At 42.8% G+C, this 16,343-nt stretch carries 6 protein-coding genes; all 6 read left to right on the forward strand.

Translation table 11 applies throughout. The features are described 5' to 3' along the window. Positions 1–12: 12 nt before the first annotated feature. The 6 genes from F9Y84_RS15680 to F9Y84_RS15705 are packed head-to-tail and all read left to right on the forward strand — an operon-like array spanning position 13 to position 16,330. A complete protein-coding gene (locus F9Y84_RS15680; protein WP_147389133.1) occupies positions 13–1,992 on the forward strand; it encodes a CHASE2 domain-containing protein in 1,980 nt (659 codons plus the stop codon). Further along, the gene (locus F9Y84_RS15685) at positions 1,992–5,096 is read left to right on the forward strand and encodes a poly-gamma-glutamate biosynthesis protein PgsC/CapC (protein WP_147389134.1); all 3,105 of its coding nucleotides are present in this window, start codon (positions 1,992–1,994) and stop codon (positions 5,094–5,096) included. Before F9Y84_RS15680 ends, F9Y84_RS15685 begins: the two co-directional genes overlap by 1 nt. Continuing rightward, a complete protein-coding gene (locus F9Y84_RS15690) occupies positions 5,083–7,338 on the forward strand; it encodes a hypothetical protein (RefSeq protein ID WP_147389135.1) in 2,256 nt (751 codons plus the stop codon). The genes F9Y84_RS15685 and F9Y84_RS15690 overlap by 14 nt, the downstream gene beginning before the upstream one ends. Continuing rightward, the gene (locus F9Y84_RS15695; protein ID WP_147389136.1) at positions 7,325–8,074 is read left to right on the forward strand and encodes a hypothetical protein; all 750 of its coding nucleotides are present in this window, start codon (positions 7,325–7,327) and stop codon (positions 8,072–8,074) included. The genes F9Y84_RS15690 and F9Y84_RS15695 overlap by 14 nt, the downstream gene beginning before the upstream one ends. Continuing rightward, positions 8,053–12,276 (forward strand): hypothetical protein, encoded by a 4,224-nt coding sequence (locus F9Y84_RS15700; RefSeq protein ID WP_147389137.1) that lies wholly within the window; start codon positions 8,053–8,055, stop codon positions 12,274–12,276. Before F9Y84_RS15695 ends, F9Y84_RS15700 begins: the two co-directional genes overlap by 22 nt. Beyond that, positions 12,266–16,330: a poly-gamma-glutamate synthase PgsB gene (locus F9Y84_RS15705; protein WP_147389138.1), complete on the forward strand. Its 4,065-nt coding sequence runs from the start codon at positions 12,266–12,268 to the stop codon at positions 16,328–16,330. Before F9Y84_RS15700 ends, F9Y84_RS15705 begins: the two co-directional genes overlap by 11 nt. The last annotated feature ends 13 nt before the right edge of the window (positions 16,331–16,343 follow it).

Here is a 16,343-nt window from a genome sequence, read left to right on the forward strand (position 1 = left end):
GAGTAATTATACATGTCTATTTTCAGCCAAATAAGCTTTGTAAGACGCCAGCGCGAGTTTTGGCTATTTCTTGGTTTATTTGCATTTTTAGCATTGCTTTCATTTACTGGCGTCTACAAGCAGATCAATCTGTTTGGATTACAATGGTTTTCCAAATTTAATAAAACACAAGCCACAGAGATTGTTGTCATTGAGGCAAAAAACTTACAGCAGCAACATGAGTCACTAATCAATACTTTGTCTGCATATGACCCGAAAGGTATTGTGGTGTACTCCGATGTAGCTTTAGCACAAGACACAGGCAGTAAGCATGATGCTGTTTACTATCCTCTTAATAACCCAAACCTATGCTTACCAGAGACTCAAAACTGGTATGGCAGCGCGGTCAGTATTATCCCTCCACCACAGCCGTGTGATGTACTATGGGACGTGCTTTTTCCTGAGCATGGAACCTACCAAAACAAAATCATAGATTACTCTTTATCTTATTATTCCCTGCCAAAGTTTACCGCTGAACGAGTATTAAATGGTGATGTGTTTGCTTCTCAAGTTACTGATAAAGTTGTCTTAATTGCGCAATACTCTCCTTTTGCTTTACTTAACGCTCCTCGCACTTTTACTGATAAGGCACTTCCTCCAGTTTACCTGCAAGCTTTCATCGCCAACAACTTCGCTGCTAATAGTTTTATCAAACCGTTAGACAAAAGCATTGTTATCACTTTTGTATTCATAGCCACATTACTACTTCTAGTTTGGTATCAAAGAAATACAACGCTAATCAATGTGCTAATCGCAGCCTGTATGAGTGGGCTGCTACTGATCTTGGGGTTCGCTGCCCACTATTGGTATGCAGTCTTATTACCAATAGGCGAACTAATCACGCTAATATGGTCAACTCTATTGTGGGTTTTCATTTCATTGAAATGGTCGGAAGAAGAAAACCTGCAATCAATTATCACGTTGATCCAGCAGCGGATGTTAGGGCGCTACCTGCCGCGTCACTTTCTTGAACACCCAGAACCTTGGGATAGCATCATTCAGCTTGTAAACCAGCAACTAAATTTAGATAAAAGTATCTTTCTTACCCGCCTTGAAGGAGATCACCGTGTTTCGGAGGTACGTGCGCTTAATTGTCAGCTGAGTGACATTGTCGAGATGCGACGTGATTACGAGCGAGTTCCCTATTCCGATGCAATAAAGGCGTCTGGTACGATTAAAATCACCCGGGTATTCTTTAAAGATCTGGCTGAAAATGAACAACAATATATCGCCCCTTTAATGTATGCAGGAGATATTAGAGGGTTTTGGGCGTTAACTGTAATACCTCAAAAACACTTTGACGAACAAGCCTTTATTAAAAATGTGAACCTGTTTGCTCATCAAATTGGTGAGCTGCTTTTTCACTATAAAGTATTTACGACCGAACGTAAAAATCAAAAAGGTATGCTGGCTCGCGCCTTAACGTTTTCACTTAAAGCACCATTGAGTCATAAAATCAAAGATGCAGTGAGCGAGATGGATCAAAAATTGACTTCGCTTGAGCATGTCTTTAACCAGCTACAAAGCGCCAGCATTTTATATAATTTGTTTGGTCAGATAGTGCAGGTAAACGAGTCTTTAGAGCAATTTGCTAGGCGTCATGGACTATCAGTTTTTGATATGTCTGCACTTGATCTATTGTGCTTTTGTACCTCAATGGATAACGAAGTGGCAAAAGGGAAATTACGCTATTTAACTTTGCAGCGCGGCAAGGTAGTGTTGCCCATTTATCTCGATAATCATACATACCTACTCTGTATCCGTACCCTTGTTAAAGGCTCTACAGGGCTTAATACAAGCGCTCCCTTCGAAACCAGTGGGGTTTTATTTGAATTTATTGACTTAGGGGAGTTGCTTCAGCAAGTCGATGATCGTACTGAGTTTGTAACCCAACTATCCCGACAATTTTCATCAGACGACCAAGTACAGTTTCTTAAGTGGGGTGAACAGTAGTGGACTGGTCACTCGCTCTATTTCCAAGCGCTGGTGGACTCGGTCAATCGGTTATCACCTGTGTGTGGATAGGCATAGCAGTGGTTGCCTTTTTTAATCTTAGGTTTGGCTTTCCATTAACGGGACTCGTAGTGCCGGGCTATTTGGTGCCGTTATTTATCGTCAGCCCTACTTCTGCTTGGGTAATTATTATTGAAGCCATTGTGGTATATGGGTTAATGCGGTTTTTTGCCAAAACCCTAGTTGAGCGCTTTGGCTACGCAGAAATGTTTGGCAGAGATAGGTTTTTTGCTATTGTGCTCCTTAGCATTCTCGTACGTGTCAGTATGGATGTGCTTTTTTGGCCTCAAGTCGCAAGCTACTTTTTGCAGTGGGATATTACCTTTGACTATGCAGCTCAGCTATACAGCCTAGGCCTTATCATTATCGCATTGACAGCAAACGTTATGTGGAATGGCGGGTTTAGATATGGCATCAAAGTAACCGCAATCCAGCTTGTGGTCACTTATGTAGTCATCCGCTTTGGTCTTATGACCTTCACTAACTTTAGTATCGCAAACCTAGCAGTAATGTATGAAGCTGTTGCTGCTTCTATTATCGCCGCGCCTAAAGCCTATATTATATTGGTGATAACAGCCTTTATCGCTTCGCGTGCTAACCTAAAGTATGGCTGGGAATTTAATGGCATTATGTTGCCAGCTTTATTGGCTCTACAGCTCATGCAACCAACAAAACTACTCACTTCTTTTGCCGAAACAGCGATTATACTGACGCTTGGTTATTTCATTTTAAATTTCACGCGTTTAAAGCATGCTAATATTGAGGGCGCAAGGTTGATGCTACTCTTTTTCAACCTTGGTTTTTTCTACAAACTTTTTTTAAATTATGCCGTTGTCGCTTACTTTCCTAGCATCAAAGTAACAGATACTTTTGCTTTTGGTTATATGTTATCGACCTTGCTTGCGCTGAAAATCTACCAAAAAAATGCCTTAGGTTTGGTGTTACGGGCAACATTTCAAACATCCATTGTCGGCGGTTTAATTGCGATTTGTATCGGCTTTGCCATTATGGTGATCCCAAGCTTATTTGTAAAAATTGAACGCTCCGCGGTGGTCTCACAGATAGAAGATATTTCTTTGAATCAAGTAGTCAGTGACTACAAGAGTCAGCTTTATACTCAAAGTGCCACCGACATCAATGTCAGTCAGTACGTCACCGAGCAACAGAGGAATCAATTTAAACAGGCCATTATATTACTCAAAGAAAATAGCGAGTCATCTTTTGTAAAAGCGGCGGCTTTGTTACAACAGGCGGGTTTTTCACTACAACAAACCGCAGCGTTATTGGTAATAAAAGACACCCAGGAGAATTATAAAAGAGGTTTGTTTATCATTAACCTAGCAGCTAAGAAAAATCATATAATCAGCGTTCCTTACCCCACAACTGAACGCTTAGCAAGCGAAGCTGCACATCTTTTGTTTTCTTATTGGCAAAGTAGCGGCATGGCATTTGGTAATGCCAAGTCTATACAAAACAGTGATAACCAAAGCAAACAAAGTGAATTTTTCCACGACTTCTTTATCGCCATGTCATCGTCTGAAGTCATTCAACTGAGAGAAATTAACCGTCAGGTTAGTCAGATGATGCACAGCCACAAGTTAAAAGATAGTAAACAAATGTGGATTTTCAATACCGTACCAGCCTCAGTTCAACAATCAGAATTGGCCTCGCTATTGGGGATCCAGCAAAGCTATTTTGGTACTGCTGCGACTACGGTTCTGCCACATAAACAGTTCCAAGGCGCAATGATTGAGGCCTATCTTAGCTCGGATAGCTATTCAACATTGCTTAGCGCTTATGGAATGCAAAATGCTGGTATAACGGAAGATGAGATTAAGACTATAGATACTCCCATCCATACACTCATCGATGAATTCTCAACTCATATTAGCGCCAAAGGCAGTGGAGCGTTCAGTCCTCTTAGTGATACCAGTGCTGCACTTTGGGAATACGAAGTGTTAAGGCCATTGTTTGCCATCACACAAAATCCAGATATCGTAGCCACACCTAACACTTTTAAAGTTAGGCTTAGCCAAATTAACCGCATTGCAAATTTACTCCAATACCAACTGGCGCTGATTGACAGTGCACAAGGGCAATTTGTCGCTATTTCACCACTTGAAAATAGCCAAGCTTATGAATTAGGACAAGGAATTTACTTTATTTCTGTGCTCGCAAAACCCGCTCTGACAATTGCAGTGCCAAGACCCTTATTCGAGAGCAATACGCTTGGCTTTTCTACTCAACTATTTATTTCCACGCAGGCAAAGCTACTTGCTATCGCGGGCGCTCATCCATATACCAGTGTAGAGGCAAATGTGATGGCCGCTGATAATATCCGTTCGTTATTCAACGTAGTTTACCAAAGTGCCCAACGCTACTTCTATGAAAAACCATTGTTAAATTTACAGATCCGTAGTCATAGCGCACCATCAAGCATTAGACCCTCAGCATTGGCTTTTCAATTTACAACACCTAATCCCATTCACAATGAAACACTCAGCCAGTTAAAACGCGCACTCAAAAAGCTGGGCGTGAACACACAAACTGTCATGGGTCAACGCGCCACAAGAGGGCTAGAGCTGGGAACCACTCCTCAATCTGGCTATCAACTGTTTGCCCCCAACAGCGAACTTGCTGCACTGTGGTTAGCATCAGACTTTAAGTCAAATTTTGCCGTATCTGACGATGCGTTAGCACAGCGCTTGTTGGCAATATCACATTCTCCAACTCTCAAAAAGGTTGATTTGCTGACACTTTCTCCGACAGATTGGCATGACCCAGACGCCTTATTTATCGACGCCTTACAAAGTGCTAAAAAACAATACACGCATTCGCAGCACTTACCGGCTCTCAGTGCATTATGTGCTCGAAAAAATACCTGCCAACTACAAGCCTTTATTGCGCAGCGAAACACTGAGCTCGGCATTATGTTTATACGAGATGGATTGATATTGGCGCTCTACTTTCCAAGGCGAAACAAAGTCATAGATATCACCCGTTATAGCGCAGCAGTACAAGAGGGACGTTATGTATTGGATTAACCTTGCCTTACGTCTTTTGATTTTAATCGCGCTTCTGTTGGCAGCCATGTGGCAAGGGTTTAATGTTTATGTGTGGCTAAAATCCGCGGAGCCAACAAACACCTCAACGCTATTTAATATCCGCTCTAATGTGCACTGGCTAAATACTGATGCACAACTGACATTTTCCTTTTCACCTTCTCGTACTATGTCGGTAAGAGTGCTATCAAATGGTATATTTGAGTCCTCCCCAAGTGATGATACACCGGTAAATTATGCTATCGAATATCGCTTGTTGGATGCCCGAAATTCCTTGGTTTATCATGGGGTTTACCATCATGCAGCTAAGGTCGCTGCAAATGATGCAGAGCAACAAATTAAACAGCTCATAGAAAATAGAGAAGCCTTGGCGGTATCATCAGGGCAATCTTTTTACCTCAATAAGGAAGAGTTACAGCAAGCCAGTCGCGTTACGCTCAAATTAATTCCAGAGGATCCACAACTAAAGGGCGTGGTGGTTCGCGTCCATGCCCAAACTAGCAATAGCATAACTGATCCTGCAAAAGCATGGTTGAAAAGGCCAACAGAGTGGCGAGAACGCATGACTAATTACCATACCATTGGTGAAAATGCGCTAACCAATGAAGAAAGGTATAATTCCATTATGCTGGATTGGCAAAAGCTAGCTCCACAAGGGGTGCCGAATATCGACTTTCGTGCAGACTTGCTCTATGAGTCGCTCCCCTACAACGTACTCAACCATGATTTCTCTGCGCAGCAGAATCTAGATAACTTACACGTATCCGAAAAGATGAAATTGAGCTTTCGGGTTTTTGAAGGGGAAGCATACACAGTAGACAGTTTTGAAGACGCAAAACTTGAATTAGAGTGGCATGACTTAAGCCAAATAAGCGCGCCCAGCCAGCTCCACCCAACACTCACCACATCAGGTAAATTAAAGCTCAGCAATTTGCCCACGGGGCTGGTAACAATCAGCGCCAATGCGCCAACGAATGTACGTGTATTTAGTAATGACGTCGACCCAATACCTTTGCTACACAGCTATTATTATGACCTGCGAGCTGATTTACCAGTGTACTATTATGTCACCCCAAACAGTGAGATTGCTCTTGACTGGCGTGCCCCAGCGGGGACACAGATCACTCTTTACCTGTTACATAATGACAAAGAGGTGGGAAAATACACATTTAACGCAGCGGTAACACTGTCTTTATACGACCGACTGATCACGCAGTCAACAGAGCGCTTACCTATCACACAAGAAGAGAAGCGCTATTTAACTCTTCCTAACAAAGTGAATAAAATTAGGGTAGAAGCAGACAATGCCATGGTGAAATTACAAACTCGTAGCTCTAGCTTCAATTATGTAAGACACCGCTGCGAAACCATTTGCAATCCGACCGACACGGCTTATCAAGGGGTTGATGCGTGGTTTAGTCAAAAAGCAGACAATCATTACCTCTTTCATTCTCACGAGCAGATCACCGCGGTGCGTTTATTTGAAGCACCTCCCGAGATCCCAAGCCCCTTGCCACAATACGCGACAAAAAATCTAGACCATATTTTGCCGGTTTCGGATATTGTCTTGGTGCCAATACAACAAACGTACTTTGACACCGATGTACCTAATAAAGAATTTGAATATCGAGCAGTAACACACTCAGAGCTCTATACTCTGGCGGATACAACCGGCTACCCCACCAGCGTCATTGTGAAACAAACAAGTAAACCTAAGCTATTTGAAGCGCCTTTACAAACGCTAAAGCTTGAACGGCAAGACAGCTCAATACAAGCACTCTACATCAATAAAGGATCTCCTCGCACACTACGCAAGGTAAGAGTGTATAAGGTCGATAAATCAGACCCGCTAAGACTTGCTATTGGTGATGCTGATACTCAGCCTTCGGCTGTTATCATCAAAGTATTTAGCACGGGTTTTAGAGAAGAAATTAGAGTGAAAACCACACTAGATAGCACCAAACTTTCTATGCCTAGCACTGAATACACTATTACCAATAAACACTATGTTTTACATTCAGGTAATGATGCAAGCAGATTGTTTTTTAATCCCGAATACAGTGAATTAGTAGAGTACCCAAGTATAACTTTGCCTTTGTTCAATGATGTAAAGGCGCCGCACACACTGGCACTTTCCTTCTCTGATGATGTTTGGATAAGTGTGATAGAGGCGTACCTCCATCCAAACGCAACACTAAATTGGTGGCAGCATGAAACACATTAATATTTATTTTTTGATCTGTTTTTTATATATTTTGCCTGCAAGCGCGGCCGTGCCAAATAGTACCACGATGCAGCAGTGGCTTATTCAGCCTAAAGCGCTCAATGGGTGGCAGCTGGTGCAGTCAGGTGAACAGTTTCACTTAATGCCAAAGCAAAGCGGTGAGCAGCACGGTGAACTTTATTACGCACCACAACGTCTGCCATGTGTTGTATCTGTACCACACCGTTTTCATGATAAACATACTCTAGTCATCGGGCAGTCTCTATTTGAAAGCACGTGCCAATTGCTACTGGCGAATACCAAACATAGATACGACCGTGATGACACTCAACAATCAATGGATTATGCAAAACAGCACAATAACTTACACAGTGCCGCTATTGTTGCTTTCATGTTAGCCTCCAAAGACGCAAAGATATTTCAAATTCATGGATTTAGTAAAAAGAAACGTAAAACTGATGCCGGTCGAAGCAGTGACATTATACTCAGCCAAGGAAAACAGAATAATGCCGCGCTATGGAACTTAAAGACCTGTTTAGCCAAAGAAGGTTATCGCGTGATGGTATATCCGCAAGAGGTTAAAGAGCTCGGTGGTACAAAAAATATTTTACATCAACTAGATCTGCCCAAATATAGCTTTATCCATATTGAACTAAGCTATCAAATAAGAAAGCAATTAACTAAAAATAATCAACAGCTAGAGCAATTTAATTCATGCGTGCGATCACTTATCTAATCACTTTACTGCTCTTTGCCAAGCTCACCTTCGCAGGAGAAGTTGCTGTGCAAACTGGTGTACAGTGGATAGACTTGCAACGTATGGCACACCTTCAAGCAAGTGCTCAGCGTCATTTTGAGCCACAGCAAAGTCAATGGCTAGCCCTGCCCGCCCACGCTTGGCTCGTGATCAAGCCTGCGGCGCTTGACAACTTTCAATTTAGGATAGGCGAAACACCAAAGCTTCTGCGTCAAATTGATAAAACACAGTGGTTGTGTGTGGAACAGCGATGTCAACTTGGCAGTGCTCGGCAACATCGTTTAATTGAGGTGACTTATCATGGCCAGCAAGCACAATTATTGGCTCTTTGGCAAGGTAATGTACATCGTCATCGCGATCCCTTTAGGCGCGCCTTAGCATTGCCAGGTCTAGATACTAAGGTATTGCAAATCGCTCAGAGTACGCAGAGGTGGTACCACCTTGCACCAACCGACAAAACCACGGTCTTTTTTACGCAAGCTAAAAAGTTAAAAATAACAGTGCGAAAGGATCTCCATGAAGTAATCCAAAACGGTATCGTGACTGTGAAGGTTAATGGTAAAGTGATTAGTCGTATTTCTGTTTCAGATCTACATGCAGCTGAGTACTTACAACCAAAAGCAGGACTAGTTAACCAAGACTATGTCGCAGTACCACAAGGCAGCTACTTAACTATAACAAGCTCTGTACCTGTCTACCTCAATGTAGTGCAAATGCACCGTGGGATATTTGATGACAATGCCGGGCAAAAACAACTAGAGACTCTTTTTAATCCGTACTGGAGCCAACAATTAGATAGTCAACTTCAGCGCTTGTATTTTAGCAATGACCGAACCGATGTTGAGACAGCAGCTACTGACTCAGTGCTAACAATTGCGAGAAAGCAAGCCCTGCGGGGTATTACCTCTTCACTCAGCTTTGTCTCCCCAAGTAGCCCAAACAAACTCACCACCCAAGCAGCGAACGTCGCCGTCACGTTGGGTAGTCGTAGCGTAACCGATGATGTTAAAGTGGTCACTGGAAGTCAACATATTGCCTATACGCAATCCTCAAGTACGCTCACTTATCATCTTGATGACATCCCTATCATCGACAATGCCGTCACCGTCTTTGTTCGTGCAACGCAGCAACAACAGTTGCTATTACACACAGAGCATGACCAGTACAGACTACACCTTTCACCAAGTGCGCATTTTCAACGCTTAACGCTCCCTATCCATCCGGCTTCAACATTCATAACCGTTCAAGGAAGCATACTAAAGCGTGATGTTGCACTTGCGGTAAATAGACTACAACCATTTCCTAAGTTTAACGCGATGACTCAAGAAGGCTTACGTAGTAGTGAGTTTATCAGTCGATTATTGACGCATAACAGGAACAATAGAGCTAACAGTTACAATCTCTCTTTGACAACTCTGAGACCACCAAAGCTAAATCTGGGGCTAACTAGCGCTGCACAGTTTCATGCGACCAAATCACTTATTGAGCTGCGCATGCAGGCGAGCACATTACCGATACAGACATTGGCTAAAGTTAAACCCTTTCTTAATGGCTATAACGAACAAGTTACCCTGCTCGCATGGCAGCTTAATATTGATGTGTTGAACCAATTGGCGCGCACTGGAAATGCTGAGTTACTATTAAAGTCACTGCTACTGAGCAATTCAGACATGCTAAGGAAATATGCTGCTAATACATTACTGACACACTACGTGGAAGCAACAGATTATATACAAGCAGCTGGGCTATGTGCGGGGTATAGCCCCTATATCACTGAGTATCAATGTGACAACATTGAATTAGATTACTTGATACAATCTGGCGCGCATCAAGAAGCGCTGTGGATGAGCCAGACAATGTTATTGGCACAATATCAAGTTCAGCTGCTAGCTACACTTCAATCTAATCAGATTAGTTCACCGCAATATAGTTTAAGTCATCATGGTCAGCACCTTGCCCATACCATAGACAAACCAACGCAATTATATCGTGTAGATCGAGGTGAAGCGTTACAGTTAACAGCAAATACTCCCCTTACTTTGAAAGTAAGCGCACGCACAGCATTTCAGGGGCAACAATATAAAAATACGCAATGGCTATATTACCAGCAGGATAAAGCAATAAATCTACTGCCTGTCTATGCCGATATTCCTGCTAATATGCAGTTACAGTCTGACAATACTCGCTTGTCTATTGCCACACGACAGCAGATAAACTTAGCGGCGGGAGAAAGTATCCACTTATTTAGCAATAGTGAACTTTTCCTTGATATTCAGATAACACCACCACTAGCGGCAGCAACCCCTGCCGATAACCAAGCCGTGAAACTTATCAGTGATGCTCAATCCATTGTCAGTACTGAATTTTCAGTAATAGAAGTCGCGGTAAACGCCCTATACCATTTAAGCCAACAAACGCTGAACAATGAGCAATATCACTCAGCGCTACAGCGCTTACACACAAGCTTAACTGACAATATTACGCATCAAGCATTATATGCTCGCCTGCTGCGCTATGGGCAGTGGCGTCCAGTCCAGCAATATACAAGTTACCTTGGGACTCAAAAAGTTAGCACTGAAGCCGACTTAGCAAAAAGTTATGCAGATCAAATCACAGCCCATCTCACACAAACCCCGCTTTCAGGGTTACAGCTTCGTGCAAATGAGCTACTGACCATTGACTTTACACAGTATCAACACTTGCAAACTCGCATCACATTGCGCTTTTCCGATGCGATGCAAGTCAGTACACCACCCGCCCAAGTTGAACTTATTGGCCATGGCTCTGGCACTGTTTTAACGTTACAGGCCGGTGAGACTTTTACTCATGGTATTAAACCGGATGAAGCCAGAGCGAGTCACATACAATTACGCTGGCTAAACCCAATCTCTGGGCAGATGGTCGGGATCACTCCCCAGTATTACAGTGGAGGCCGCTGGCATGATATTGAATTAGATACTCGCCAAATTTTTTATCGCTCAGATAAACATACGCCTGTCACTGCAACGCTTTCGCAAGATAGCTTAATAAGAATCGAAAGCATGGAAAATGGAACGAGAAAGGAGGCCAATTACTTCCACCCTGCGGGGCAAGTAAGCCTCACCGCGACAGGTGCCGCTGCACTCGTGCGGATGTCAGTTTGGTCTTTAAGTCCCACACTATCACGCGTAAACTTAACTCCAACACCGGATGTACATCTCAATACACAAGTGCGCCCTGATCTTAACGCGATGCTTACGCCATACCAAAATCCTCACCTCGAAATGGATGAAAGCCAAATGGGTATCGCTGGATTTTTAGTATTTGATAGTGACGACATCGTCCAAACAACAGAACCAACCCCCAACCGCATCACCTTAGATCTCGGCCTTTCGCTGAGACTTAAAGAGGAAAATAGTTGGTATCGACTGGACACGTTTTATACCTTAGATAATCATCATCAAGATACATTTTCAATCAATGGCAAATATGACTGGCTATCGCAGTACACTAATTGGTTTGCTGAGGTTCAATTACGTAATCGCTGGCAAAACTCCACAGCGTTAAGCGACAATCACCTCACATCTCGTTTATCTAGCAAACTGGGACAAATACATCGCTATAACTCGGGATTTAGAAGCATTTGGTGGTGGCAGCCTTTCTATACTTACACCAGTATCAACAAAGATGAGTTTATAGCCGATGCGCAAATTAGCCCTGATATGTATACCTTCTACCGCAACAACCACCGGCACGGTTGGCAAGCACATGCAGGGCTACGCTATCAACCTTGGGTCGATAGTTATATTGACTCCAGTGCGACTTTGACATCTAATCAAGACTGGCAAACCTTTGATAATATGTTACTTTCAATTAATTGGAATCAATATCATGAAGGTCATATTTTCCGTTTAGGTCTGACATCAAGATACGTATTTGCGGATCAACACCGTCCAAACCCGACTTGGCAGTACTTGACCCAGGTAGGTTGGCAAACGGGTTTTGACTTTAGCACACATACCGCAGGCTGGCTCAGCCTTACGTGGACACAAGATTGGTTTAACAACACTCACCAAATTGGTTTTCAAGTCCATTTAGGCAATCTACAACAAACCGGATTCGCGCCATACGCGCATGATGAAATCGTCTTTGAGTCGTTGCAGCTAGGCCATTTATTAGAGCAAGATTTACATGACCAGTAATGTGTTAAAAAATCAATTAGAGTCCTTATTTTTTGCCGAAACTGAACAGTTTTGGCTTAATTTGTATCAACATAAGTATAATGCTTTAATTGATGAATTATGTGCATGGGAGCTACTCTATAATCGTCCCGAAAGCGAAGATGAAACCGATTGGCTCGTCCTGCAATCCATTGCCTTTTTGAGGCATAAGATTGAGACACTACACGAGCAAATATTGCAGCTAGATGTCTCCCATACCAGCTTTGTACAAAGGATCGCTAAATCCGAATTTGCAGCGGAAAAAGCCCTCCACATTTTAGCGTATGCCAAAGAGCTGGGTGCCACTAAGTCAATGCTAGTACAAGATAAAAAAGCATTTTCACGTTGGTTTGATGAAGGTGCTGTCGTGGCTCGTTATGAGCATAAAGTAGCGACAATGGGGCAACAAATTAAGTTTCTAATCGCCAAGCTTGGAACGCTGACAAACCGTTATCTACAAACGCACCAGACAAACCTAGAAAGCGCTTGGCAGCGATTAGATTTACAACCATTTTGTTTAACCTTATTAGCCAACAGCCAAAATCAGCATATTCGCCACGGCTTAATCCGAGCGTTGGTAAATATGGTCGCGACGCTCAACAAGCTAGAGGGCGACCCTGAATTAGATGGTGAGCTGATAGCCAAGCTCATTGAGTTTCTTGAAGCTGACAACATGCCCTATCAAGCCGTCGTTGACATTCTTGAACTACTCATTCATCAGCGCCCAACATTTAGCCGTGCATATATGTGGTCAATGTTAGCCGAAGCCAACGAAGTCGACTCTCCGTCAAAAATCGATGCTGAATTACTCTACATAGTAAGTACCTTTGCAAAAATACTTGTGAGCCAGAGCACCCTCACTGAGCAAGACCTAAAGATTCTCACAGCACTGAGCAAACACGTATTACCTCGAGTGCGTCAGGTCACTATTGAGTATGTGGAGTTTTACCCTCACACGTTTGCAAAGTCACTATTGACGGAGCGGTTCGAGCAAGAAACTGAAAACGCAGTGCGATTTACACTAATCAAGCAGCTGTCTGCTGATAGGTTCTGTCAGGATGATTTTTCATTTGACTGGTGGCAGCGAACGTTAATGAGTAAGCAACCATTACCCTTAAAGCGTTTGGCTCTTGAGCAAAGTGCGAGGATCATGCTGAATATGCAGCTTGGTGAGTCAGAACCACAAGCTTGCTTTAAGCGCTTTATAGACACGCTCAACGCTTGTTTAGCCTCTGAAGAAAATATCGCAGTGTGTCGGTATATCACAAGAGCTAGGGAGCAATTGAGTAGCTTTTACCATCAGGCGCTAGTTGCTCAGCTCAACGCTTCTCTTGAAGCGAATGAGCAAAGCGATACATTAATTACCTGCTCCCAGGATGAATTAGGTCGGGCGCTTTCTTATCTCGCTCAACATGGCCAGAGTCTCAACGCCAACCGCACAAAAACCGGATGGCGGATCCAACAGGGTTATAAGCAGGTGCGTCGATTGTGGCGTATTCTTCATGAGATCAGACACCCAAGCACAGATAAAAGGCAAAGCCACTCACATACCAAGGCCAAAAACCCCAGTGTCTATGTTCATGTACCTAGTTGTACCACTGCTGAAATCAGTGAAACCAAAGTGCCTGGAGAGCTTTTATTTAATATCACAGAGCAATCGAGTCGCCCTCACTTACCACTGTTAGACTTTATGCTCAGCGTACTGATTAACGATCATCACAAACAGGCCGCTAAAACTTACACGCCAGATGGCATTCTATCGGTCTTACCGCCGCCAACACTGTGGCAACGTCTCAAAGCTTATTGGGTCATTTCATGGCAGTTTTCTGAATTTGATCAACTGCGTAAAGGTAATGAGCTTGAACAGCAGAAGTACCTCGAAACACTCGAGCAATTGGGATTTACCATGCAATTTACTGGCTATGGAGATATAGCTGAGACACAGTTTCCAGTTCCTAAAGACATTCACCGTCTCTACAATCGAACCAATATCACCTCTGTTTTTCTGACAATATGGAGTAGTTTCAAAGAATACATGGATGCCATTTACCAAAATAGCATCTCTCAACTGGTATTTTTTGTGCTGGCATTTATCAGCTATTTTTGGACGCGACACATTGTCGCAAGCCAAAAAATCAAGCGTAATAGAAGACATATTCCGGTATCAATCGGTGGCTGGGGTACTCGAGGAAAATCAGGTACAGAACGCCTTAAATCGGCACTTTTTAGCAGTATGGCGCTTAAAGTTGTCAGTAAAACAACTGGCTGTGAAGCCATGCTCATCTATTCCAAAATATCTGGTGAGCAATATGAAATCCCGCTCTTTCGACCTTTTGATAAAGCCAGTATTTGGGAGCAAGCCGATGTGCTGCACTTTGCCAAACAAGTCAAAGCAGACATTTTCTTATGGGAATGTATGGGATTAACACCGAGATACGTAAAAATTCTTGTGCGATGGATGAAAGACAATTTTGCCACCATTACCAATGCTTACCCAGATCATGAGGATATTTTGGGGCCAACTGGACTAGATGTGGCCAAAGAAATGTCGGCATTTCTTGGCTACAATACCCAAGTTTTTACCTCTGAGCAGAACATGGCATCAGTGCTCAATTTGGCGGCAGAACAAAAGAATACCTCTTTGATCCAAAACCACTGGGGGGATGGCTACCAAATCACCGCCGATATTCTTGCAAAATATCCCTATGTTGAACATCCTGACAACATCGCGTTGGTTTGTAAAATGGCGCAGTACATTGGCATCAATAAGGATTATGTGTACAAAGAAACCGCATCACGAGTTATTCCTGATGTGGGAGTATTACAACAGTTTACTCTCGCAAAATATGGCCACGTTAGCCAGACCTTCATTAATAGTATGTCGGCGAATGAAAAACTGGCAACCATCGAAAATTGGAAACGCTTAAATATTGTAGAACAAGGAAAAAACGGCCAAGTTATTGCCCTTATCAACAATAGAAACGATAGGGTTGCTCGCTCTCAGGTGTTTGCAAATATTCTTGCCAATGACTTACACATTGATCAGATTGTCATTATCGGTACAAATATTGATGGCTTCTTTAAATACTTTCTGACCGCGCTAGAAAATCTGTTAGAAAACATTTTTGTCAATAATGATAAACAAGCTCTGTATGCCCTACTTACACGTTTCAACCTCATCCAATCACCACAAACGTTAAGTGATTTAATTGAAAAGTTTGCCCCCAAGTGCAGTGACATATCACCCTCTGAGATTTCCGCTTTGAAGGCCAAGTTAGACTTAGAAACGCAGAATCATTATTTGCTGTTTAAGAAGATTGAAGCAAACGAGTTGGCCCAGTCGCTCTTAGCATGTGAAGATCTCACCACACAAAAACCGCTTGCCCATGACATCGCGCAGCAATTAGCAACCCGCAAATGTACTTTAGTTCAGAACAGTGATATTAAACCAGATAGCTTGAACCAAATCATTGCTCAACTCGCCTTACCTCAAACACACCAAATTATCGTTGGTATGCAAAATATTAAAGGGGCGGGTTTGGGGTATGTATACATGTGGCAAAAATGGCATCTGTTCCATCAGCATTGTGAGCGCTTAACTCACCATAATATTACTCAAGCCGAATTTAGACATGGACTGAGTCGAATTTTACTGCAAGAGGAGCTCAGCGTGCTTGAGTGCCAGTACTTAGCGGAACATGTGGACATTCTGGCAAATCTACCAAATGCGCAAAGTGAATATAGCCAAGCTGAATTGAGTCAAATAAAAAGCAAACTTGCAAAACAGCAATTGCGTCTTGAAGAGCATAATGATACTCGTGAGCGCTCTGCAATATCACACTTTTTAAGTAAGCTTCTTGAATCGTTTTTAGATGCAGGTGCAGCAGTCAAACGAAAAAAAATTGCAGTGCAGATCTACAAAGATATTGCAGACTTTCGGATCACCATTGAAAAAGCGACTACTATTTTAAATGAGCTCAATCGCTCACAAAAGCCTGGCTGGCTAAAGCTACAGAACATCAAGCGTCGTAAATAGCGGTATTACAAAA

Source organism: Pseudoalteromonas peptidolytica, assembly GCF_012641745.1.
Taxonomy (GTDB): domain Bacteria; phylum Pseudomonadota; class Gammaproteobacteria; order Enterobacterales; family Alteromonadaceae; genus Pseudoalteromonas; species Pseudoalteromonas peptidolytica.